The sequence below is a fragment of the Achromobacter sp. 1011791174 genome (genome assembly GCF_059760925.1).
In genome coordinates this window covers 39,339-62,056 of record NZ_JCBANH010000031.1, presented here as the reverse complement: position 1 = coordinate 62,056, position 22,718 = coordinate 39,339, and the positions used below count along the sequence as shown (strand labels likewise).

Genomic DNA, 22,718 nt, shown 5'->3' with positions numbered 1-22,718 from the left:
CCGCCGCAGGATGCCTCCCTGGCGGGAGACGGGCGTTACTTTACGCTCTTTTCGAACTTTTCCAGCAGCTCGTTGCCGCGCTTGACGATGTTCTCGGCGCCGTCCTTGGCCGTGACCTTGCCCGAGACGATGCGCTCGATCTCGGCGTCCTCGATTTCACGGATCTGCGGCAGGAAGCCCAGGCGCAGGCCGCGCGATTGAGCGGTGGTTTCCACGTTCAGCTGCTTGACGCCGACTTCGGTGCCGGGGTTCTTGTCGTAGAAGCCTTCCTTCTTGGTCAGCTCGTAGGCGGCCTTGGTGACGGGCACGTAGCCGGTCTGCTGGTGCCAGCGGGCGGCGATCTCGGGGCTGGCCAGGAACTTGAAGAAGGCGGTCACGCCCTTGTACGTTTCCGGCTTCTTGTTGGCGAAGACCCACAGCGAGGCGCCGCCAATGATGGTGTTCTGCGGCGCGCCCTGCACGTCCGAGTAGTAGGGCAGGGTGGAGGTGCCGAATTCGAACTTGGCGTTCTTGGCGATGTTGGCGCGCAGGCCCGACGATCCGGTGATCATGGCGCACTTGCCGCTGATGAACAGCGAGTTCGGCTCGTCGCCGCGGCCGCCGTACATGAAGATGCCTTCCTTGCCCAGCTTGGCCAGGTTTTCCAGGTGGCGCACGTGCAGCGGGGTGTTCACGGCAACGCGGGCGTCCAGGCCGCCGAAGCCGTTGTCCTTGGTGGCGTAGGGCACGTTGTGCCAGGCCGAGAACGTTTCCAGCTGGACCCAGGACGGCCACGAGGTGGTGTAGCCGCATTCCTGGCCGGCGGCCTTGAGCTTCTGGCCGGCGGCGGCCAGCTCTTCCCAGGTCTTGGGCGGCTTGTCGGCGTCCAGGCCGGCCTTCTTGAAGGCGTCCTTGTTGTAGTAGAACACCACGGTGGAGCTGTTGAACGGCATCGACACCAGCTTACCGTCGGCCGACGAGTAGTAGCCGGCCACGGCGCCGATGAATTCCTTGGGATCGATCGGGTTGCCGGCTTCTTCGGACATCTGCTGCACCGGCTTGATGGCGCCCTTGGCGTACATCATGGTGGCGGTGCCGACTTCGAAGACCTGGAGGATGTCGGGCGCGTTGCCGGCGCGGAACGCGGCGATGCCCGCATTCATCGACTCGCCGTAGTTGCCCTTGTAGACTGCCTTGACCTGGTATTCGGGGTTCTTCTTGTTGAACTCGTCGACCAGCCCGTTGACGCGGTCGCCCAGCGCGCCTTCCATCGAGTGCCAGAACTGGATCTCGGTGGCGGCATGGGCCGAGGCGCCGGCGAACGCGGCCATGACGGCGGCGAAGGTTAGGGCAATACGGTGGGATCGCATGGTGTGGTTTCCTCCAGTTGGGCGTGTCGCGGCCGATTTTCCGGCCGCGGAAAACACGTCACCTTATGAATTGTTTGTGACAAAAGCGTGACTTTCACATCACTCCAAACGGCTGTCAAATTGCGCGTTTTGGGCGCGAACGAACATTCTTCATTTTTTTCCCAGGGACATGACGGTTTACAATCCTCCCATTATGAAAAACGAACTTTCGATTGCGTTCATCGGCGGCGGCAATATGGCCGCCGCCCTGGCTTCCGGGCTGGCTGGCAAAGTATGCCCCGCCGGCAACATCCATGTCATTGACATAAACGAGGAGGCGCACGCCTCGTGGCGGGCGCGCGGCATGACCACCGCCACCGCCGCCGACGAGGCCCTGGCGCGGTGCCGCGTCTGGGTGTTCGCGGTCAAGCCACAGAACATGAAAGACGTTGTGGCGTCCACGCGTCAGTGGCTGCGTCCGGACACGCTTGTGGTAAGCGTGGCAGCCGGCATCCGCGCCGATACCCTGGCCGGCTGGCTGGGCACGCCGGAGCAGCCGTTCCGCCGCCTGGTGCGCTGCATGCCGAACACGCCGGCCCTGGTGGGCGCGGGCATGACCGGCCTGGCCGCGCTGGATGGCGTCGGTCAGGAAGACCGCGAACTCGCGGCCAGCCTGTTGGCCAGCGTGGGCGACGTCGTATGGGTGGCCGACGACGCGGCCCTGGATGGCGTGACCGCGCTGTCGGGCAGCGGCCCGGCTTATGTGTTCCTGTTCCTGGAAGCGCTGATCGCCGGCGGCCAGAAGGTCGGCCTGACGGCCGAGCAGGCGCGCCAGCTTGCCTTGGGCACGCTGGCCGGGGCCACCAAGCTCGCGGCCGAGTCGTCCGAGCCGCCGTCCGTCCTGCGCGAGCGTGTCACGTCCAAGGGCGGCACCACGGCCGCCGCGCTGGCGTCCTTCGGCGCGGCGGGCTTCGCCGGCATCGTCGAGGACGCGCTGGCGGCCGCCGCGCGCCGTTCGCGCGAGCTGGCGGAGGAATTCGGCAAATGAGCGCGCAGGCGAGCCGCTACGAAGCCATGCGCGCGCCGCAGTTCGCGGTGGCGGTGCTGTGCATGCTGCTGGTGGTGGTCGGTTCCAACATCCTGGTGCAGGTGCCGCTGAACGACTGGCTGACCTGGGGCGGGCTGTCCTATCCGGTGGCGTTCCTGGTCACCGACGTGCTGAACCGCCGTTTCGGTCCATCGGCGGCGCGGCGCGTGGCCTGGTTCGGTTTCGCCGCCGCGCTGGTCGTCTCGTTCTGGGTGGCCTCGCCGCGCATCGCGCTGGCCTCGGGTCTGGCCTATATCTGCGCGCAACTGGTCGACATCCAGGTCTTCGACCGTCTGCGCGACCAGCGCTGGTGGCGCGCGCCGTTGATTTCAGGCGTGTTGGGCGCGGTGCTGGATACGGCCGTGTTCTTCAGCGTGGCCTTCGCCGCCACGGGCACGCCCTGGCTGACCTGGATGGCGGGCGATCTGGCGATCAAGCTGGCGGTCAACATCAGCATGCTGGCGCCGTTCCGCGCGCTGATGTGGAACCTGGCCAAGCCGGCCAACGCCTGAAGCCGGGCGGGGCAGGGAAGAGGCGGCCTGCGGGCCGCCTTTTGTCATTCGGGGCCGCGCGCGCCTTGGCGTATGGCATCGCGCGGACATTATTGAAACCGATCGATATATTCCGGGCGCGAACGCGCAGGATTAACACGCTAATTATTATCCGTAAGTCTTGCGTAAGGACTGTATTTAAATGCGAATACGCGGGCTCAGATAATGATTTTTCGCAAAGCGCAGATGCTGAAACGGCGCTGACGCGCAAGGGGATAAACAAGGCCGGATCGCGATTTTCCCTGCGATTTCACGGGCTTGTAGTCTCGATGCGGCACGATTAAAGATTTCTCCGCAAATATTGGGGATTACACGCAGTGACAGTGCGGCGGCTTGCTTCCAGAATACCGCCCACATCGTGTTTTCGCCCAAGAAGCCGGCAACGCGCGGCACGAATCACGGGGCACCCTCCCGCGAATTCGGACCGGTCCGAGCCGCTCAAAACCTCGCTGGAGAACTACGCATGAAGTTTCTGCATCGCCTTACCCCGGTAGCCGTCGCGCTTGGGGCGCTTGCCCTGGCAGGTTCCGTGCATGCCGCCGACACCATCAAGATCGGCATCCCCCAGCCGATGACCGGCCCCAACACCCAGTACGGCGACCAGATCCAGGCTGGCGCGCTGACCGCCATCGAAACGATCAACGCCAAGGGCGGCGTCAAGGGCAAGAAGCTCGAACCCATCCTCATCGACGACGGCTGCGAACCGAAGCAGGCCGTGCCGGCCGCCAACCGCGTGGTCAACTCCGGTGCCAAGTTCGCCGTGGCGCATGCGTGCTCGGGCGTGACCGTGGCCGCCGTGAACGTCTACGAACAGGAAGGCATCGTCGGCATCACTCCGGGCGCCACCTCGCCGCTGGTGACCGACACCATCAAGCCGCACTATTTCTTCCGCACGATCGGCCGCGACGACCAGCAAGGTCCGTATGCCGCCCGCTACATCGCCAAGACCCTCAAGCCGCAGAAGGTCGCCGTGCTGCATGACAAGCAGACCTACGGCTCGGGCGTGGCCACCCAGGTCAAGGACACGCTGACCAAGGAAGGCGTGAACGTCGCGCTGTTCGAAGGCATCAACGTCGGCGACAGCGACTATTCGGCCATCATCACCAAGCTCAAGTCGGCCGGCGTGGACCTGGTCTACTTCGGCGGCTACCACCCCGAGCTGGGCCTGCTGCTGCGCCAGTCGCGCGAACAGGGCCTGAAGGTCCAGTTCATGGGTCCGGAAGGCACCGCCAACCAGGACCTGGTGGCGATCGCCGGCCCGGCCATCGAAGGCCTGCTGGTCACGCTGCCCGCCGACTTCACCAAGCTGCCGGGCAACGAAAGCATCGTCAAGGCCTTCAAGGACGCCAAGCGCGATCCGGACGGCGCCTTCCAGATGCCGGCCTATGCCGCCGTCCAGATCCTGGCCGACAGCATCACCGCGGTGGGCGAAGATCCCGCCAAGGTGGCCGACTACATGCACAAGACCACCTTCAACACCGGCATCGGCAAGGTCGAGTACGACGCCAAGGGTGATTTGAAGAACTTCGAGTTCGCCGTCTACAAGTGGGACAAGAACGGAAAGAAGACCCAGCTGTAAACTCGCGATCCCGCCGGCGTGGTGCCGGCGTGTAGGGCCTGTCCTTGCCGTCATGCCGTAATCCGCGTAGCGAAGCGCCAAAAGCGCTGTGCGGCCGGCAGGCGCCGATGGCAGGCCCTTATAAAATACGCCCAGGTTTCCGGCTCCGGGTCTCACTACCGGAGCCGGAACTATTTGGAGCACAGAGAAATAATGTCTGACCTCATACCCCAACTTACCCAGCAATTCTTCAACGGATTGTCTCTGGGCGCGATCTACGCGTTGATCGCCATCGGCTACACAATGGTCTACGGCATCATCGGTATGATCAACTTCGCCCACGGCGAAATCTATATGATCGGCGCCTATGTCGGCCTGGTCACCTTGACGTCCATCGGCACCAACAGCGGCTTGCCCGTGCCGTTCATCATCGCCGCCATGCTGCTCGTGGCCATCGTGGTCACCGGCATCTACGGCTTTTCCGTCGAACGCGTGGCTTACCGGCCGGTGCGCAACAGCCCCAGGCTGGTCGCGCTGATCTCGGCCATCGGCATGTCGATCTTCCTGCAGAACTGGGTCGCGCTGGGCCAGGGCGCCCGCGACATGGCCGTGCCGTCGCTGGTTTCCGGCGCGGTGCAGTTCCACATGGGATCCGACTTCGATGTCACGGTGCCGTATTCGCGCATCATGATCATCGTGGTGACCGTGGTGCTGATGGTGGGCCTGACGCTGTTCATCAAGTACTCACGCATGGGCCGTGCCTCGCGCGCCTGCTCGCAGGACATGCACATGGCCAACCTGCTCGGCATCGACACCAACCGGGTGATCTCCTTCACGTTCGTGATGGGCGCGATCCTGGCGGCGGTGGGCGGCGTACTGATCGCCATCACCATCGGCAAGCTCAATCCCTTCATCGGCTTCCTCGCCGGCATCAAGGCCTTCACGGCGGCGGTGCTGGGCGGCATCGGCAGCATCCCCGGCGCTATGCTGGGCGGCGTGTTGCTGGGCCTGGCCGAGACCTTCGCGGCAGCCTACATCTCGTCGCAGTACAAGGACATCGTGGCGTTCTCGCTGCTGGTCCTGATCCTGCTGTTCCGTCCCACCGGGCTGTTGGGCAAACCTGAGGTGGAAAAAGTCTGATGTCGAACAACAATCTGAAAAACGCCACGATGGCGGCGGTGCTGACCGCCGTCATCGTCACCCCCGTCTTTGGCCTGCAGCTGATCCGCCAGGGCGCGCGCACCACGATGGAGTCCAACTGGTCGCTGGTGGCGCTTGCCGCCGCGGTCGTGTTCGTGTTCCAGCTGTTGCGCCCCTGGCTGGCCAAGCCGTTCCAGAAACTGAAGACGGGCCTGCCGACCCTGCCGTCGTCGCCGGCCAAGAGCAACAAGCTGCTGGTGCTGCTGATCCTGGCGGCCGCCGTGATCTGGCCGTTCTTTGCCGGCCGCAGCTCGGTCGACATCGCCACGCTGGTGCTGATCTACGTGATGCTGGGCCTGGGCCTGAACATCGTGGTGGGTTTCGCCGGGCTGCTGGACCTGGGTTTCGTCGGCTTCTATGCCGTCGGCGCCTATACCTACGCCTTGCTGTACCACTGGGGCGGCTGGAGCTTCTGGGAAGCGCTGCCGTTCTCGGGCGCGATGGCCGCGCTGTTCGGCTTCATCCTGGGCTTTCCGGTGCTGCGCCTGCGCGGCGACTACCTGGCCATCGTGACGCTGGGCTTCGGCGAGATGATCCGCCTGCTGCTGATCAACCTGAACACGCTGACCGGCGGTCCGGACGGCATCTCGGGCATTCCGAAGCCGTCGGTGTTCGGCCTGGAAATGACGCGTCGCGCCAGCACCGAGGGCGGCACCACGTTCCACGACTTCTTCGGCCTGACGTTCCAGAACCAGCACATGGTGATCTATCTGTACATGATGGCCCTGCTGCTGGCGCTGGTTACGCTGTTCGTGTCCACGCGCCTGATCCGCATGCCGGTCGGCCGCGCCTGGGAAGCCCTGCGCGAGGATGAGATCGCCTGCCGTTCGCTGGGCCTGAACCCCACCCGCATCAAGCTGTCCGCGTTCACGCTGGGCGCGACCTTCGCCGGCTTTGGCGGCGCGTTCTTCGCGGCCCGCCAGGGCATGGTGAATCCGGAGTCCTTCACCTTCATCGAATCGGCGCTGATCCTGGCCATCGTGGTGCTGGGCGGCATGGGTTCGCAGGTGGGCGTGATCCTGGCGGCGGTGCTGCTGACCGTGCTGCCCGAGCTGGCGCGCGAGTTCGCCGAGTACCGCATGCTGATGTTCGGCCTGGTGATGGTGTTGATGATGATGTGGCGTCCGCAGGGGTTGTTGCCCATGAAGCGTCCCCACGTGGAGCTGTCCAAATGAGCGAGGCGTTGCTTAAAGTATCCGGACTGACCATGCGGTTCGGCGGTCTGCTGGCCGTCGACAGCGTGGCCTTCGAAGTCAAATCCGACGAGGTATTCGCCATCATCGGCCCGAACGGGGCCGGCAAGACCACGGTGTTCAACTGCGTGGGCGGTTTTTACGCGCCCACCGCGGGCGAGATCCTGATGGACGGCAAGGCCATCACCGGCCTGCCCAGCCACAAGGTCGCGCGCCACGGGCTGGTGCGCACGTTCCAGAACGTGCGCCTGTTCAAGCAGCTGACCGTGTTGGAAAACCTGCTGGTCGCCCAGCACACCCAGGTCGAGGCGCGCCTGCTGCCGGGCCTGCTCAAGCTCAAGTCCTATCGCCAGTCGGAAGCCGATGCGCTGGCGCGCGCGGCGCAATGGCTGGACTTCATGGGCCTGCGCGAGTTCGCCAACCGCGAGGCCGGCAACCTGGCCTACGGCCACCAGCGCCGCCTGGAGATCGCGCGCTGCATGATCACCAAGCCGCGCCTGCTCATGCTGGACGAGCCGGCCGCCGGCCTGAACCCGCAGGAAAAGCGCGATCTGCAATCGCTCATCGACCAGCTGCGCCGCGAGTTCGGCGTGGCGGTGCTGCTCATCGAGCACGACATGAGCCTGATCATGGGCATCTCCGACCGCATCCTGGTCATGGAGCACGGCAAGCCCATCACTACCGGCACCCCCGAGCAGGTGCGCAACGACGAGCGCGTCATCAAGGCGTACCTGGGGGAGGAATAAATGCTGAAGCTGGAAAACATACACACCTACTACGGCGCCATCCAGGCGCTGAATGGCGTGTCGGTGGATGTCAACAAGGGCGAGATCGTCACCCTGATCGGCGCCAACGGCGCTGGCAAGACCACGCTGCTCATGACCGTCTGCGGCAATCCCAGGGCCAAGGAAGGCAAGATCACGTTCGAGGGCGAGGACATCACCCACAAGGACACGCACCACATCATGCGCAACGGCATCGCCATTTCTCCGGAAGGGCGGCGCGTGTTCAAGGACCTGACGGTCGCCGAGAACCTGATGATGGGCGGCTTCTTCGCCAAGCGCGACGAAATCCACGAGGGCATCGACCACGTCTACGGCCTGTTCCCCCGGCTGAAGGAGCGCGCCAGCCAGCGCGCCGGCCTGATGTCCGGCGGCGAGCAGCAGATGCTGGCCATCGGCCGCGCGCTGATGACCCGTCCGCGCCTGCTGCTGCTGGACGAGCCCACGCTGGGCCTGGCGCCGCTGGTGATCGCGCAGATCTTCGACATCATCCGCGAGATCCGCGAGCAGGGCGTGACGGTGTTCCTGGTCGAGCAGAACGCCAACAAGGCGCTGCAGGTGGCCGACCGTGGCTATGTGCTGGAGAACGGCCGCGTGGTGCTGCAGGACACGGGCGCCAATCTGCTGGTCAATGACGAGGTCCGCAAAGCCTACTTGGGCGGCTGACCAATTTCCCCCGCGAAGGGAGTGGGCGCACCGCGAGGTGCGCTTTTTTTTATCCGGGATGCGGGGGAAGGGAGGGCGGCTCAGGCCGCGATGCGGGCGTGCGGCGCGTCGGCCATGTAGCGGTCGATGGCGGCGCGCGCCAGCGCATCGATCGAATCGGTGAGCGTGATGCCCAGGCCGGGACGCAGTGCGTGCGGCACGGCCAGCGGCAGCTCGGTGCAGCCCAGGACCACGGCGTCGGCGCCGCGCGCCTTCAGGCGCGCGATGCACTCGGCAGCCGGCGAGTAGGCCTGTTCGAGCTGATTGCCTTTCACGGCGCGGATCGAGCCCATGCAATAGCGCTCGACCTCGTCCTCGTCGGGCACCAGGCATTCATAGCCCTGTGCCTCGAGATGGCGCTGGTACAGGCCCAGCTTGAGCGTGGCCGCGGTGCCCATCAGCCCGATGCGGCCCTTGGGCAGGCCGAGCCGGCGCAGGTCGTCGATGACCGCCTCGATGATGTGCAGCACCGGCAGCCGGGTGGCGGCCGTGATCTGGTCATACCAGAGGTGCGCGGTATTGCACGGGATGGCGATCAACTGCGCGCCCGCGCGTTCCAGGAAGCGCACGCCTTCGACCATGTAGGGCAGGGGATTCTCGCCGCCGGCCATGTAGGCGCTGGAGCGGTCGGGGATGCGGGGATCGTTGCGCAGCAGTGTGGGAATGTGCTGCTGGTCGACATCGGCGGGCGTGAGCGCCGCCAGGCGCAAGGCGAAAGCGGCGCCGGCCATGGGGCCCATGCCGCCCAATACACCCAGGTAACAACCCTGGGAAAAGCTATTCACTTTAAGACTCCGAAGCGGTGCTGCGCCGGGCTCGGAAAGCGGCCCGGCCTCTGGCATGCCGCGATGTTCCGCGAACCGGCAGGGCAAGGGCATCGCTGCCCGCACCTGACCGCTCGCTGAACGAGGGCGCCGCATGCCGCGGCGCCCAGGCGGCGCCAAGCCGCCATCATACGCCTGCCCGGCGCGGGCCCGCTGGCGGGCCTGCGTCGCGCGGCGGGCTTACTCCAGGCCTTCGGCCTTGCGAGCGGCCTTCACGCCGCTGTTTTCCTGCATGCGCTTGAAGAACGCGGCCAGATTGTCCAGGCCGGTCAGGTCGACCTGCTTGCCATGCGCCCAGGTCAGCACCACGTAGAGATAGGCATCGGCCACGCTGGGGTCGGCGCCCACCAGGTAGGACTTGCCGGCCAGCTGGGCATCGAGCTGCGCGAACAGCTTGGAGAGCAGCTTGGACGCGTTGGCGGCCAGTTCCTTCTGCGCGCCTTCCTCGGACAGGAAGCGCATCGGCGCGAAGACCAGCGAGAAGGTCTTGTGCAGGTCGGAGTTGATGAAGCCCAGCCAGCGGCGCACTTCGGCGCGGGAGCGCGCGCTGCCATCGCCCATCAGCTTGCTTTGCGGGGCCTGTTCGGCCAGGTATTCGAGGATGGCGACGTTCTGCGTCAGGGTCCAGTCGCCGTCGGCCAGCGCGGGAACCGCGCCCAGCGGATTGATCTTCAGGAATTCCGGACCCTTGAGCTCGTCGCGGCTGAGCTTGTGCGTTTCATAGGGCTTGCCCAGCCATTCCAGCACGATGTGGGAAGCGAGCGAGCATGCGCCAGGCATGTAGTACAGTTTCATTTGAAGGCGTCTCCTGTGGGGCAGGGCGGGAGGCGACCCGTCCTTGCCGCATATGGTACGCCACTCATGTGGCGACGATGCGTGATAGCCCCACGATATATACCGCCGCGTCCGCCGCCTCGCGCCGGGATCGTCCGACGGACGCCGCGCCATTCGCCATGCGCCCATGCCGTAGCCGGAGATGACCATGCCGCCTCGTGCCGCCGCAACGCTGTCCGTCTTCCTTTCCGGCGCCGTGCTTGCGGCCTGCGCCTGGTCCGCAACCGCGCGCGCCGAGCCGGTGTCGGCCGGCACCGGGATCCCGCCCGCCGCGCCGACCCAGGTCACGCCCGTGGCGGGCGGCCTGGAACATCCCTGGGCCATGGCCTTTCTGCCCGATGGCGGCATCCTCATCACCGAACGCCCCGGCAATCTGCGGCTGCTGCGCATTCCCGGCGGCCTGTCCGCGCCCTTGAAAGGCGTACCCAAGGTGGCCGCGCAGGGGCAGGGCGGCCTGCTCGACGTGGCCTTGTCGCCGGATTTCGCCAAGGACCGCCTGGTCTACCTGTCCTATGCCGAGGCCGGCGACGGCCGCGCCGGCACAGCCGTGGGGCGCGGCCGTCTGGCCGATGACGGGGCCCGCCTGGAGGATTTCCGCGTCCTGTTCCGGCAGGAGCCCAAGCTGTCCGAGGGGCTGCATTTCGGTTCCCGCCTGGTGCTGGACGGCAAAGGGCATCTTTACATCGCGCTGGGCGAGAACAACCAGCGCTCCACCGCGCAAGACCTGGGCAAGCTGCAGGGCAAGGTGGTGCGCATCCGGGCCGACGGCTCGGTGCCGCCGGACAATCCCTTTGTGGGCAAGGCCGGCGCGCGCCCCGAGATCTGGTCCTATGGCCACCGCAATCCGCAGGGCATGGCGTTGAACCCCTGGTCCGGCGAGCTGTGGGAAAGCGAGCATGGGCCGCGCGGCGGCGACGAGGTCAATCTGATCAAGCCGGGGCTGAACTACGGCTGGCCCCTGGCGACCTACGGCATCGACTATTCCGGCCAGCCCATCCCCGAGGCGCGTGGCCAGACGCTGCCGGGCATGGAGTCGCCGCTGTATTGGTGGCCGAAGTCGCCCGCCATCAGCGGCATGGCGTTCTACGACGCGCCCAGGTTTCCGGCCTGGCGTCATTCGCTCTTCATCGGCGCGCTGGCCGAACGCAACCTGATCCGGCTGACGTTGGACGGCGACAAGGTGGTGGCGCAGGAACGCCTGCTGGGCGAGCGCGGCAAGCGGATCCGGGACGTGCGGGTCGGACCGGACGGCCATGTGTATGTATTGACGGACGAATCGCCGGGCGAGCTGCTGCGCATCGCGCCGGCGGGGGGATGAAGCCATGAAGACCTACGAACTGATCGGATCGGCCGGCTGCGGTTCCGCCATCGTCGAGATGGCGCTGGCGCTGGCCAATGTGCCGTACACGCTGGAAGACGTGCCTTACCTGAAGCCGGGGCCGCAGCGCGACCGCCTGCTGCGCCTGAATCCGCTGGGCCAGGTGCCGACGCTGGTGACGCCGGACGGTGAGGTCATGACAGAAAGCGCGGCCATGATCCTGCATCTGCACGACGTGGCGCCGCAGGCCGGCCTGGCGCCGTTGCCCGACCAGCCCGAGCGCGCGCGCTTCCTGAACCTGCTGATCCGGTTGGTCGCGGCCATCTATCCTACCTTCACCTATGGCGACAATCCGCCGCAATGGACCACGGAAGGCGCGCCCGCCGACCTGCTGCGCGAGCGCGTGCACACGCGCCGCGCCGAACTGTGGCAGGAGCTGGAGCGGCAGGCCGGCGCGCCGCACATGCTGGGCGAGCGGTTTTCGGCGCTGGACCTGTACGTGGCCGTGATGACGCGCTGGCGTCCGGGGCCGGCCTGGTTTGAATCGGTCTGCCCGGCCTTGACGGCGGTGGCGCGCGAGGCGGGACGCAATCCGGCCGTGGCTCGCGCGCTGCGTCGCAACTTCCCTCCGCCAACCGAATAGCGCGCCTCAGCGCTTGCCGCGGCGCGGCTTCGAGCGAGCCTCGCGCAAGGCGATATAGATGCCGCTGCCGGCGATGAAGGCGGCGCCCAGATAGGCCAGCGCGTCGGGCGCCTCGCGCCAGAACACCCAGCCCAGCACGGTGGCCCAGATCAGGCCGGTGTAGTCGAACGGCGCCACCACGGAGGCCGGGGCGATGCGGAACGCCTGCGTGATGAGCGTCAGCCCCAGCGTGCTGAACAGCGCCACGCCAGCGAAATAGGGCAGGTCGCCGATGGCCGGCGCCTGCCAGACCCAGGGCAGGGTGAGGATGCTGCACAGGAACTGGCCGGCCACGATGTAGAAGGTGGTGGTGAGCATGCCTTCGCTGGGGCTGATGCCGCGCGCCGTGGTCATCATGACCGCGTACAGCATCGCAGTGGTCAGCGGCAGCAGCGTGGCGGCCTGGAATGCATCGGTGCCGGGCCGCACGATGATCAGCACGCCCGCGAAGCCCGCCAGCACCGCCAGCCAGCGGCGGCTGTCGACGCGCTCTTTCAGCACGAACACCGACAACGCCGTCACGAACAGCGGCGCGGCGAAGGCGATCGCCGTCGCCTCGGCCAATGGCAAGGAATTCAGGCCGAGGTAGAAACAACAGGCCGACACCACGTTGATCGCGCCGCGCGCCAGGTGCAGGCGCAGATGCCCGGTGCGCAAGACGCGGCGGCCGCCCAGCCACAGCGCCAGCGCCGTGACCACCGGCAGGGCGATCAGCGCCCGCAGGAACAGGATTTGCAGCGGGTGATAGCTGGCGCCCAGCCACTTGGCGTTGGCATCGCTGAGCGTAAGGAAGAAGATGCCGGCCATCACACAGGCGATGCCGGCGGCGGCGGAAGAGGGACGGGCGGTAGGCAGGGTGGCGGAGGACATGGGCGGGAGCAGCGGATCACGGCGATTCCTGGCGCCGTACGAAGGGAGGGCTTGGATGCAGGGCGCCAGCGCAAGGGCCGGCGCGAGCTGGCCGGGCGTTCAGCCCTGGCTGCGGTAGGCGGCCAGCGCAACCATGGCCCAGGAGGCCAGGAAGGCGACGCCGCCCAGCGGCGTGACCGCGCCCAGCCAGTGCGTGCCGGTCAGCGCGAGCAGATACAGGCTGCCGGAAAAAAGCACGATGCCGGCGAACATCACCAGACCGGCGGCCGACAACAGGGGCGAGCCATAGCGCGCGCCGAGCAGGGCGATCGCGAAAATGCCCAGCGCATGGATCAGATGGTACAGCACGCCCGTCTGCCAGACGGCGAGCAGCTCGGGGCTGACGATGCGCTTGAGCCCGTGCGCGCCGAAGGCGCCCGCGCCCACGGCCACCATGAGGTTCAATGCCGCGAGTATCGTGAGCTGCCGGTCTGTCATTGCTGGTCCTGGGTTCGAAGAGTCGTTTGGGCGGAGCCGCCGGTGCCTATGATATGGCATTCGGCGCCGGCGCTCTGCGCGCCGGCGATCGATCCGGCTTGCACCCCGCCGCCACGTCCGTTCGCCTGGCCGCGGCAGGCGCTGGCGCTCAAGCCGTCGTGAGCACCGCGCGGCCCACCACCTTGCCGGCCCGCAGCGAGGCCAGCACGCTGTCGGCCTGGTCCAACGCGTAGCGGTGCACCGGCATGGGCGGGACCTTGCCTGCGCGCACCAGTTCCATCAGCTCCTTCAATTCGGCCAGGTTGCCGACGTAGCTACCGATGATGGACAGCGCCTTCATGGGAATCAGCGCGATCGGCCACGTCGAGCCGCCGCCGAACAGGCCCACGATGATGAGCTTGCCGCCCTTGGTCAGGAAGTCGAAGGCCAGCGAAGTGGTGGCGGGCGCGCCCACCAGGTCGATGGCGGCCTGCGCCGGCTTGCCGCCGGCGGCCTTGATGATCTGCTGCGCCGCGTCCGGCGCCGCGCCGTCGATGGCCGCCAGCGCGCCTGCCTCCAACGCCGCCTGGCGCTTGGCGGGGTCGATGTCCACCACGATGGCGCCGGCGTCGCCCAGCGCCTTGATGAGCGTCAGGCACATCAGTCCCAGGCCGCCCGCGCCGAAGATCACCACGGGATGCTGGCGGTAGGTCTGCTCGCCGATCTTCTTCAGCGCGGCATAGGTGGTCAGGCCGGAGCAGGCGTAGGGAGCTATCTGCGCCGGGTCCAGGTTGCCGATGTCGATCAGGTAGCGGGAGTGCGGCACGAGCACGTGGTCGGCGTAGCCGCCGGCGCGGTGCACGCCCAGGCAGGCCGGGGCCATGCAGTGGTTCTCCTGGCCCGCCTGGCACGACGGGCAGTTGCCGCAGCCGATCCAGGGATAGACCAGGTAGTTGCCGCCGGGCCGCAGGCCGGTCGCGTCGGGGCCGGCCGACACCATCGCGCCGACGGTTTCGTGGCCCATGGTGAGCGGCAGCGTAACGCCGCGCTCCTTGAGCGACAGCGTGCGCCCCTGACCCAGGTCGTAGCCCCCTTCCCAGAGATGGATGTCGCTGTGGCAGACGCCGGCGGCACGGACCTTGAGCAGCACCTGCGCGCCTTGCGGCACGGGCGTGGGCTGGTCCATTTCCTGCAGCGGGGCGCGGAAATCGACCACGCAATAGCACTTCATGGCATGTCTCCTTTATGGCTTGCTTGTTGTCGACCGGAAGAGGGGAGCGTCAGGCGTCGCGCCGCATCAGCGTGGACTTGCCGAACAGGCTTTCGATCAGGTCCACCGCCAGTTCGGCGGTCTTGTTGCGCACGTCGAAAGCGGGATTCAGTTCGACCACGTCGAGCGAACGCATCAGCCCGGTGTCGGCGATCATCTCCATGCAGAGCTGGGCCTCGCGGTAGGTCGGTCCGCCAGGCACGGTGGTGCCCACGCCGGGCGCGATCTCGGGGTCCAGGAAATCCACATCGAAGCTGACATGCAGGTGCGTGTCCTGGTCCAGGCCCGCGAGCGCGGCCTGCATGGTGGCGCGCATGCCCATTTCGTCCAGGTAGCGCATGTCGAACACTTCCAGCCCGGCCTCGTGCACCAGCCGCTTTTCGCCAGGATCCACGCTGCGTATGCCGATCTGGCGCACCCAGGCGGCCTCGATGTCGGGATGATGGCCGGACAGGCCGGTGATCTCCGCCGGACCGTAGCCGCACAGGCAGGCTACCGGCATGCCATGGATATTGCCGGTGGGGGTAAGCGCATGGGTGTTGAAATCAGCGTGCGCGTCCAGCCACAGCACCCGCAGTTTCTTGCCGGTGTCGCGGCAATGGCGCGCCACCGCGCTGATCGAGCCGATGCCCAGGCAGTGGTCGCCGCCCAGCAGGATGGGCAGCTTGCCCTGGCGCAATTCGGCATGCACCGCGTCGTGGACCGCGCGGTTCCAGGCGGCCACTTCCGCCAGATGGCGGTAGCCGTCGACGGGAGGCTGCCAGGGATTGGCCGGGCCATACAGATTGCCGCGGTCCTCGACCTCGAAGCCCTGGGCCTCGATGACCGGACCCAGGCCGGCGACGCGCAGGGCTTCCGGTCCCATGGAGGCGCCGCGCGCGCCGGCGCCGATGTCGGTGGGCGCTCCGATCAGCGCGATGCCGCGCGGCAGGGAAGGGGTGGTCGGCTTGGCGGTTTTCTGCACGGGGCGGACTCCGGAAAGGAAAGACAGAATCAGGCGGCGGATGGAGCCGCCGCCGGCCCAGCGCCGGCCTGGCCGGCTTGGTGGACACATCTTAGCGCCGTCGCGCCCGCGCCCGCATTGCCATGGCGTGACAGAGGGCATTGCCATGGCGCGGCGGGCGTTTGGGGCACAATGGACCGAAAGCCGGCAGCGCTGGCGTCCATTTTTTCATATTCATGCCCATGATCCGCTTGTTCCCGCCCCTTCTTTCCTTCCTGCGGCCCCGTCTTGCGGCCGCGCTGGCGCTGGCCGCCATGGCTTGCGCGCTTCCTGCCGCGGCCCAGCAGAAGCCGCTGCGCATCGGCGTGGTTCCGGCCCTGGCCAACGAGGCGACCGAGAAAGCCATCGCGCTGGCCGCCCGGCAAGGGCTGGAGGTCAAGCTGGTGGAGTTCAATGACTGGGTGCTGCCCAATATCGCGGTGGCCGATGGCTCGGTGGATGCCAATTTCTTCCAGCACGAGCCGTTCCTGCAGGTGTTCAATGCGCGCCGAGGCGTGAAGCTGGTGCCGATCGCCTATGGCTACTCGACCATCATCGGTCTGTATTCCAAGAAGCTGAAGCGGGGCGAGCCGCTGCCCGAGGGCGCCACCGTCGCGGTGCCGAACGATCCGGTCAACACCGGCCGCGCCTTGCTGCTGCTGCAGTCCATGGGATTGATCGGCCTGAAGCCCGGCGTGGGCAACATGGCGGCGGTGGAAGACGTGACGCTCAATCCCAAGCGCCTGAAATTCGTGCCTGTCGAAGGCGCGCAATCGGCCCGCACCTTCGATGACGTGACGGCTTCGGTCACGTATCCCTCCTTCGCCAGGCAGGCCGGCCTGAGCGAGCAGGACTGCCTGGGTTTCGACAATAACAGCCCCGATTCCGTTCGCCGCTACGCGATCCGCTGGGTCACCACGCCCGAGCGCGCCAACGATCCGAGGCTGCTGAAATTCATCGCCATCTATCAGGAATCTCCCGAGGTCAAGGCCACGTTGCGGCGGCTGTATGGCGACCTGATCGTCTTTCCCTGGTAGCGCGGCGCGGCGGAGCATCCGAGCCCAAACCCACTCGCCGACAGCAAGAAAGCCCCTGCCTGGGCAGGGGCTCGGGCACGGCAGGCAGGCGCTCAGTGCGAGAACATGATCGGCACGGTCATGGTCTTCAGGATCGAGGCGGTCGCGCCGCCCATGGCCCATTCCCTGAGCTTGCTGTGACCGTAGGCGCCCATGACGATCAGGTCGGCGCTGTAGTCGGCCGCCGCGTTGAGGATGGTGCTGCCGACGCCCACGCCCTTGATGTCGCGGCGCACGTGCTCGGGCCGGGGCATGCCCTGGGCCTCGCAGTAGCTGGCCAGGTCGTCGAAGCTGGCCGATCCGGCGCCCCGCGTGGCCGCGCCTTCGTCCATCGTCAACACGACCAGGTGGTCCGCCATGCGCAGCACCGGCGCGGCATCCGCCAGCGCGCGGGCCGATTCACGGCTGCCGTCCCAGCAATACAGCACGCGCTCGCCGATCACCGGGAAATGGCCGCTGGAGGGCACGACCAGGACCGGCCGGCCGGCGGTCAGCAGGGTCTGCTCGACGAATTCGTTCTCGTGGGCAGCCTCGACATCGTCGCGGTTCAGCTGGCTGACGATGATCAGGTCGCTGACGCGTCCGTGCAGCGCCACGCTGGCGCTGGGCGAGGTGTCGTCGCTGCGGACCTGGGCGGGGATGTCCGCCTGCGAGGCCGCCGCCAGGAACGCATTCTGGACGCTGTCGCGGCCTTGTGCCTGCAAGTCCTTCATGACATTCAGCGCCCGGGACATCAGCACGGATTCGCCGTAGTAGTACTGCGGCGGAGCGGAGGTGGCGTAGATGCCGACCAGTTCCGCCTGGTGGCGTTTGGCCAGGCCGATGGCTGCCTGGGTGCGGCGCTTGCAGTCGAAACCCTGGTCCAGATGGACGGAAATGCGGCGGTACATAGAGCCTCCTGAGTGAACTTGCGTTGGCGCTATCGTTGCGCGTTCGCGCCGACCGGCGCTTGATGCACGTCAAGCCGGCCTCAGTTTGCCCCGTCCGGCGCAAGCTCTAGGCCTGTTGGAGCTTGTCGCGCAGCTGCTGGACCTGCCGCGCCTGGCGGGCGATGCGTTCCAGAGGGGGCGGCAGACCGGGTTGCGCCAGACCCACCGCCGACGGCACCGGCATGACCCGGCCGCCGGGTTCCGGTTCGCCGTCGCGCGGGTGCAGCGCCCGCGCCAGGGTTTCGCCGTAGTCGCGCAGCGCGGATGCCGCTTCGTTGTCGGCAGGCAGCCCGGGCTGGATTTCCAGCACGGTGCCGGCGGCGGTCACCCGGCGCATGGCATTGAGCAGGGCTTCCGCCGTGTCGACCTTGCTGTCGCGGTGCAAGGGGTTCTGCTGCAGCCGTTCCAGTGACGCCTGGGCATTGTCGGCCGCCAGGCAGGCCTGCCGGCGCAGCTCGACGATGCGTCGCGGCGACTCCGCCGCCTCGCCGCTCTTTTCCCGAACGAGCGCCAGCACATAGTCGGCATGTCGCTGCAGCGCGCGCGCCAGCGCACCGGCCAGCTCGCGGGGCGCCTTCTCGGGCCACAGCAGAAAGCCGATCAGCAGCGCCAGCACGGCGCCCAGCACGCTGTTGAAGGCGCGCAGCGCGGCCAGTTCCGGTTCGTGCAGGTCCGGCTGCTGGATATGGCTGACCAGCACGAACTGCGAGGTCAGGAAGAACGTGAACAGGGCGTAGTTCACCGTGCGCGCGGCGAACGTGCCGAGCGCGATCGGCAGCACGGCCAGCGCGACGGAAAGCGGCGTGCTCAGCAGCAGGCCCAGCAAAGAGGCGCCGATCGCGCCCGCGACGCTGCCCAGCACGCGTTCCACGGTACGCTGCCAGGTGGCGGCGAAATAGGGTTGCAGGATGAAGACCAGGGTCAGCGACATCCAGTAGCCGTGGTTGACGGCGAAGCTGCGCGACAGGGCGACGGCCAGCGTGGCGCCGATGCCCACGCGCAAGGCATGGCGCAGGGCGTCAGACTCCAGTCGCAGGTTCTGGCGCAGCGTGTTCCAGGCTTGCCGCGCCGGCGCGGCGGCCGAGCTGGATGCCGCGCCGGCCGGCAGCTCGGCGGCGTCGAACAGGGCCTGCCGGACGGACTGGGCGGACTGTTGCAGCCGGTCCAGCACCGGAATGACGCTGGCCAGCTCGGGCGCGTGCGCGAGCGCGGGGCCGCGAAGTTCGCGCAGATCGGCGCCGTAGCGTTCCAGCCGTTCGCGCAGGCGATCCGCCTGGCGCGCGTCGGCGGCATCGGAGGTGCCAGCGATGGCATTGCATACGCTGGCGTAGCGGTGCAAGGCGTGGCACAGGTGGGCGCCGGCATTGCGTCCCAGCCAGCGCGGCGCGTTCGATTCGAGCAGGTCGGCGGCGGCGACCATGGCGATGAAACTGTCCTCGGCCCGGTCGAGCAGGTAATACAGCTGCTGCGCGCGGGTGCGGCGCGAGGGACGCGCGCCTTGCACTTCGCCGATGCGGCTGCGGGCCGCCTCCAGCGCGGCCCGCAGGGCGGCCCGCTGCGACCGGGACACGGCGCTCCATGCCGGCGCGCCAGTCTCGGGGCGCAAGCCGGAATACATGCCGGCCAGCGCGTCGGCAAAATCGGCCAGTCCCCGGTAGCAATGGGCCACGGCCAGCGTGGCGTCCTTCCAGGGGCGGCGGCGCCACACCAGCGCCGTCATCAGAATCGCCCAGGATGCGCCCGCGACGAAGAACAGCGCGTAGCGCAGGCTCTCGACGACTGTGGGCGCGGGCAGCTCGGCCGCCACCACGAAGCCGGCCGACAGCAGCGTGCCGATGATGGCGGCCGCCGGTCCCAGCACGCGCAGCAGGCCGCCCAGGGTGCAGCACAGGAAGGTCAGCGGCAGCAGCAGCCACAGATGGGGCGCGCTCACGCTGGCCAGCAGGCAATACACACCGCCGGCCAGTCCAAGCGCCAGCATGGCGCCCGCGCGTTGTCGCAACGGGCCGCCGGGATCGCCGAAGCAGGCCCAGAATGCCGCGATGGCGCTCCAGCCCAGCCGGGGTTCATCGAGCAGCACGGCCAGGATCACCGGCGCCGCGCTGGTGGCGGCGGCCTGCAGGGCGTCCAGCCAGAGGATGCGGCGCACGGCGGCGCGCCAGGGAGCGGGGGAGGAAGTCAAGCTGCTGCTTCGTTCAGGAAAGGGGCCCGGCGGGCGCGAGGCGCTCACCCTACCATGCCGGGAAGGCCGCCAATGCATCTTCTGTGGCAGGTCATCGCCAATTTCGCGGCAACCTGCAGGTATGGTTACACATCTGTGACATTCGCGCCGCGCGGGCGCAAAATAATCTGGAGAAATCGGCGGAAATCGCCTAAAAAAACGTAAGCGTTACCACGCCGAATCGCCGGCCTGCGCAGTTCTGTGTCGGCGTTCATGTCCAGTGCGTCTCGGACCGCGCCCGGACAGCGCGGCCCAGAATCCGGGACGCTTCAGGAGCGCAGACATGACGCTGAATCAACAGGCAGCCTCCGGTCAGGTTGCGGATGACGTTGAAATTGCGGCCATGGTCGCCGGCAAGGACGGGCTCAGGGTATTGTTGCAGCCTCAGGTGGACCTGCTTACTGGCCGCATCGTATCGGCCGAGGCCCTGGCGCGTTGGCAGCACCCCCGCCTGGGCACGGTCATGCCCGCTGATTTCATTCCCTCGATCAACCGGCAGGGACTGGACAGGAAACTGTTCGAGCGCGTCAGCGTGCGCGTGATCGAGATGCTGCAGACCATGCGGCGCGCGGGGGTGGCCGTTCCCATTGCGATCAACGCGCCGGCCAGCACGCTGTCCGACGCCGGGGCGGTCGAAGCGCTGCTGCTGCGCATCCGCGCCGCCGAGCTGCCCGCCTCGCTGTTGCGGGTGGAGCTGACCGAGGATCAGCCCATCCGCGAGCTGGACGTGTTGCGGGCTTCGTTGCTGAAACTGGAAGAAGCCGGCTGCGAGGTCAGCCTGGATGATTTCGGCACCGGCCATGCCTCGCTCAAGCTGCTGTCGGCCATCCCGCTGTCCGAAGTGAAGATAGACCAGTACTTCGTCACCCGCATGCGGCGCAGCGCCGTGGCGTTCGAAGTGTTGCGCACGGCGGCCGAGCTGGCCACGCGGATGGGCTGGCGCGTCGTGGCCGAAGGCGTGGAGAACGTCGAGGATATCCCCGCGCTGCGCGCGGCGGGCTGCCGCTACGGGCAGGGCTACGCGCTGGGCCGGCCCATGTTGCTGGACGAGCTGATGATCCGGCTGCGCACGCAGTACGACGGAGGCGAACCGCTGGCCGCGTCGGCCGCCTATGCCTCGTCGTGGATCCAGGCCTATGGTGGCGGGGCGGCGAAGTCCGAGGCGGACCGCGTGCAGGCGAGCCAGCCTGTCGCCACACAATAGCGGGCGCCGTCCTGCGCTCCCGGTCAGGAGCGGAACGGCTTCGGCGTCAAACCGTCCGCGCCGCCCAGAACGCCGTGCGCACCGCCGGCGCGCTCGCGATCCGCGCGGCGACACGGTCCAGGTCTTCCTCGTCGACCGCGGCTTCGCTCAGGGCGGCCTCGATCTCGACCTCGTTCTCGCCAAACTGGTCGATCTTCAGTTCCGACAGCGGCAGCTGCTCGGCCTCCAGCACGTCTTCCAGGACGGTCATGGCTGCCTGGCGCTCGTCCACGTGCGCGATCACGTGGATGACGGTGGTGACTTCAGTGGTCTGCGCGTCGACCGGCTGGCGGTTGATATGGCTGACCAGGGGCCGCAGCAAGGTGTTCGCGGCCAGCACGAAGGCCGTGGCGGCCACCGCTTCGAGCAGCAGCGACGCGCCCGCGCAGGCGCCGATGGCGGCCGAGCCCCACAGCGTGGCTGCAGTGTTCAGCCCACGGATGCTGCCGCCTTCGCGCATGATGGCGCCCGCGCCCAGGAAGCCCACGCCCGACACCACGTAGGAAATCACGCGCGCGCCGCCGTCGGCGCCGCCGACGCGAAAGGCCATGTCGACGAAGATGGCCGCGCCCACCGCCACCAGCGCGTTGGTGCGCAGGCCCGCGGTGCGCTGGCGGAACTGGCGCTCGAAGCCGACGATGGAGCCCAGCACGAAGGCGCTGAGCAGGCTGACCAGCGTATTGGCCAGCGTGAGCAATTGGATGTTCTCGAAGTTTTTCATCTTGTTCTCTTGCAGCGTATTGTGAACAGGGCGCGACCCGCCCCTTGCGGTGGCCGCGCCCAGACTTGCCGAGCCCTTCAGACGGGCTGCCAGCTCGATACCAGGGCCAATACCAGCGCCACCAGCCAGATCAGCGCCAGGGCCAGCACCCGGGCGAGCAGCAGGTACTTGTACGGGTCTTTCATGACAGTCTCCTTTCCGTGTCCGCGATTCAGAAAACTACGGAATGGCGTTGCTCAGGCGGGCAGTACCGCGATGGCGGCGCCGGCGTCGTTTTCCCAATGCACGCGGCGCACGTCCGGGCTCTGGCCCAGCCGCAGCGCGACGGCGTTGAGCACGCCACGCAACTGCGGCGGGCAGAGCAGGGTGACGGTGGTGCTGGCGAGCTGATCCGATTCTTCGCGCGAGATGCGCACGTTCAGCACGCGCAGGTCCAGCGCCTGCAGCTCGTAGTACAGCTGCTTGCGCAGCGCGTTCAGCGTGGCGCTGACGCTGACGATGGTGAAGCGATAGGTGGGCGCTGCCGGGCGCACGGCGGCGGGAGCCGCGTCGGCGCGGACGGGGAGCGTGAAAAAGGGCTTGAAGCGCATGGTCGTCTCCTTGCGAGGGGAGGACGATGAGGAAGGTCCACATGCGCGCGCCAATCCGCCAGCGTGGCAAGGCGCATGGCGCCCGGCCGTGAAAAGGCTGGCGGATAGGGGGGAGGCGGTAAGGCCGGGTCCTGGCTGGACGCAGGACCCGTCAGAAGATTCTGCGGATCGGTTGCGTCAAGCGGCGCGAGCAGTCGTGCTATGACTACATCCGTCGTTGTCCACAGTGATCTCAATGGGGTTTGAAGAGCGCCCAGTATAGCCAGGGCCTAGGGTAAACACCAAGACATTATTCATG

22 protein-coding genes are annotated in these 22,718 nt (G+C 67.4%); 11 read left to right on the top strand and 11 right to left on the bottom strand.

The window, feature by feature from the left end; all coding sequences use genetic code 11:
- Positions 1 to 35 precede the first annotated feature (35 nt).
- Entirely contained in the window at positions 36 to 1,349 is a 1,314-nt protein-coding gene (gene ugpB, locus AC6LJ5_RS13485; protein ID WP_103274493.1) for a sn-glycerol-3-phosphate ABC transporter substrate-binding protein UgpB, read from the bottom strand.
- Positions 1,350 to 1,542: 193 nt separating this feature from the next.
- Here ugpB and proC point away from each other — a divergent pair, with 193 nt between their 5' ends.
- The 7 genes from proC to AC6LJ5_RS13450 all read left to right on the top strand — a co-directional run bounded on the left by proC (position 1,543) and on the right by AC6LJ5_RS13450 (position 8,365).
- Positions 1,543 to 2,376, top strand: a complete 834-nt coding sequence (gene proC / locus AC6LJ5_RS13480; protein ID WP_103274492.1) for a pyrroline-5-carboxylate reductase — start codon at positions 1,543 to 1,545, stop codon at positions 2,374 to 2,376.
- The gene (locus AC6LJ5_RS13475) at positions 2,373 to 2,927 is read left to right on the top strand and encodes a queuosine precursor transporter (RefSeq protein ID WP_103274491.1); all 555 of its coding nucleotides are present in this window, start codon (positions 2,373 to 2,375) and stop codon (positions 2,925 to 2,927) included. The genes proC and AC6LJ5_RS13475 overlap by 4 nt, the downstream gene beginning before the upstream one ends.
- A 502-nt stretch (positions 2,928 to 3,429) precedes the next feature.
- Positions 3,430 to 4,545, top strand: a complete 1,116-nt coding sequence (locus tag AC6LJ5_RS13470) for a branched-chain amino acid ABC transporter substrate-binding protein (protein ID WP_103274490.1) — start codon at positions 3,430 to 3,432, stop codon at positions 4,543 to 4,545.
- Between the two features lie 192 nt (positions 4,546 to 4,737).
- Complete coding sequence (gene livH, locus AC6LJ5_RS13465; RefSeq protein ID WP_103274489.1) at positions 4,738 to 5,664, top strand: high-affinity branched-chain amino acid ABC transporter permease LivH; 927 nt, start codon at positions 4,738 to 4,740, stop codon at positions 5,662 to 5,664.
- Positions 5,664 to 6,899: a high-affinity branched-chain amino acid ABC transporter permease LivM gene (locus AC6LJ5_RS13460; protein WP_199770862.1), complete on the top strand. Its 1,236-nt coding sequence runs from the start codon at positions 5,664 to 5,666 to the stop codon at positions 6,897 to 6,899. Before livH ends, AC6LJ5_RS13460 begins: the two co-directional genes overlap by 1 nt.
- Complete coding sequence (gene livG, locus AC6LJ5_RS13455; RefSeq protein ID WP_103274487.1) at positions 6,896 to 7,663, top strand: high-affinity branched-chain amino acid ABC transporter ATP-binding protein LivG; 768 nt, start codon at positions 6,896 to 6,898, stop codon at positions 7,661 to 7,663. Before AC6LJ5_RS13460 ends, livG begins: the two co-directional genes overlap by 4 nt.
- A complete protein-coding gene (locus AC6LJ5_RS13450; protein ID WP_103274486.1) occupies positions 7,664 to 8,365 on the top strand; it encodes an ABC transporter ATP-binding protein in 702 nt (233 codons plus the stop codon).
- An 80-nt stretch (positions 8,366 to 8,445) separates the two neighbouring features.
- Here AC6LJ5_RS13450 and cuyB read toward each other — a convergent pair whose 3' ends face one another.
- Together cuyB and AC6LJ5_RS13440 are read right to left on the bottom strand one after the other, a co-directional pair.
- Positions 8,446 to 9,189: a cysteate racemase gene (gene cuyB / locus AC6LJ5_RS13445; RefSeq protein ID WP_498140723.1), complete on the bottom strand. Its 744-nt coding sequence runs from the start codon at positions 9,187 to 9,189 to the stop codon at positions 8,446 to 8,448.
- A gap of 219 nt (positions 9,190 to 9,408) precedes the next feature.
- Positions 9,409 to 10,023 carry a glutathione S-transferase family protein gene (locus AC6LJ5_RS13440; protein ID WP_103274484.1) on the bottom strand — a complete coding sequence of 205 codons (615 nt, stop codon included), beginning with the start codon at positions 10,021 to 10,023 and terminating at the stop codon, positions 9,409 to 9,411.
- A 187-nt stretch (positions 10,024 to 10,210) separates the two neighbouring features.
- Here AC6LJ5_RS13440 and AC6LJ5_RS13435 point away from each other — a divergent pair, with 187 nt between their 5' ends.
- Complete coding sequence (locus AC6LJ5_RS13435; RefSeq protein WP_103274483.1) at positions 10,211 to 11,380, top strand: PQQ-dependent sugar dehydrogenase; 1,170 nt, start codon at positions 10,211 to 10,213, stop codon at positions 11,378 to 11,380.
- Positions 11,381 to 11,384: 4 nt separating this feature from the next.
- Positions 11,385 to 12,023, top strand: a complete 639-nt coding sequence (locus tag AC6LJ5_RS13430; RefSeq protein WP_103274482.1) for a glutathione S-transferase family protein — start codon at positions 11,385 to 11,387, stop codon at positions 12,021 to 12,023.
- 6 nt (positions 12,024 to 12,029) lie between these two features.
- Here the strand turns inward: AC6LJ5_RS13430 and AC6LJ5_RS13425 are convergent, their stop codons facing one another.
- The 4 genes from AC6LJ5_RS13425 to rocF all read right to left on the bottom strand — a co-directional run bounded on the left by AC6LJ5_RS13425 (position 12,030) and on the right by rocF (position 15,622).
- Positions 12,030 to 12,932: a DMT family transporter gene (locus tag AC6LJ5_RS13425; RefSeq protein ID WP_103274481.1), complete on the bottom strand. Its 903-nt coding sequence runs from the start codon at positions 12,930 to 12,932 to the stop codon at positions 12,030 to 12,032.
- Positions 12,933 to 13,031: 99 nt separating this feature from the next.
- On the bottom strand, positions 13,032 to 13,409 hold the full coding sequence (locus AC6LJ5_RS13420; RefSeq protein WP_392409884.1) for a DUF423 domain-containing protein: 378 nt from the start codon (positions 13,407 to 13,409) through the stop codon (positions 13,032 to 13,034).
- 148 nt (positions 13,410 to 13,557) lie between these two features.
- A complete protein-coding gene (locus AC6LJ5_RS13415) occupies positions 13,558 to 14,619 on the bottom strand; it encodes an alcohol dehydrogenase (RefSeq protein ID WP_498140722.1) in 1,062 nt (353 codons plus the stop codon).
- A gap of 49 nt (positions 14,620 to 14,668) precedes the next feature.
- Complete coding sequence (gene rocF, locus AC6LJ5_RS13410; protein WP_103274478.1) at positions 14,669 to 15,622, bottom strand: arginase; 954 nt, start codon at positions 15,620 to 15,622, stop codon at positions 14,669 to 14,671.
- Between the two features lie 221 nt (positions 15,623 to 15,843).
- Between rocF and AC6LJ5_RS13405 the strand changes: the two genes are divergently transcribed.
- Entirely contained in the window at positions 15,844 to 16,677 is an 834-nt protein-coding gene (locus tag AC6LJ5_RS13405; protein ID WP_103276484.1) for a MetQ/NlpA family ABC transporter substrate-binding protein, read from the top strand.
- A gap of 92 nt (positions 16,678 to 16,769) precedes the next feature.
- On the opposite strand, the gene AC6LJ5_RS13400 is transcribed toward AC6LJ5_RS13405, so the two are convergent.
- Together AC6LJ5_RS13400 and AC6LJ5_RS13395 are read right to left on the bottom strand one after the other, a co-directional pair.
- On the bottom strand, positions 16,770 to 17,606 hold the full coding sequence (locus AC6LJ5_RS13400; RefSeq protein ID WP_392409882.1) for a universal stress protein: 837 nt from the start codon (positions 17,604 to 17,606) through the stop codon (positions 16,770 to 16,772).
- A gap of 106 nt (positions 17,607 to 17,712) precedes the next feature.
- Positions 17,713 to 19,827: an FUSC family protein gene (locus AC6LJ5_RS13395; RefSeq protein ID WP_498140721.1), complete on the bottom strand. Its 2,115-nt coding sequence runs from the start codon at positions 19,825 to 19,827 to the stop codon at positions 17,713 to 17,715.
- Between the two features lie 322 nt (positions 19,828 to 20,149).
- Between AC6LJ5_RS13395 and AC6LJ5_RS13390 the strand changes: the two genes are divergently transcribed.
- Positions 20,150 to 21,070: an EAL domain-containing protein gene (locus AC6LJ5_RS13390; protein ID WP_103274475.1), complete on the top strand. Its 921-nt coding sequence runs from the start codon at positions 20,150 to 20,152 to the stop codon at positions 21,068 to 21,070.
- A 46-nt stretch (positions 21,071 to 21,116) separates the two neighbouring features.
- Here the strand turns inward: AC6LJ5_RS13390 and AC6LJ5_RS13385 are convergent, their stop codons facing one another.
- Positions 21,117 to 21,830: an MgtC/SapB family protein gene (locus AC6LJ5_RS13385; protein WP_103274474.1), complete on the bottom strand. Its 714-nt coding sequence runs from the start codon at positions 21,828 to 21,830 to the stop codon at positions 21,117 to 21,119.
- A gap of 236 nt (positions 21,831 to 22,066) precedes the next feature.
- Positions 22,067 to 22,420, bottom strand: coding sequence for a hypothetical protein (locus tag AC6LJ5_RS13380; RefSeq protein WP_233772439.1), 354 nt, complete (start codon positions 22,418 to 22,420; stop codon positions 22,067 to 22,069).
- Between the last annotated feature and the right edge of the window lie 298 nt (positions 22,421 to 22,718).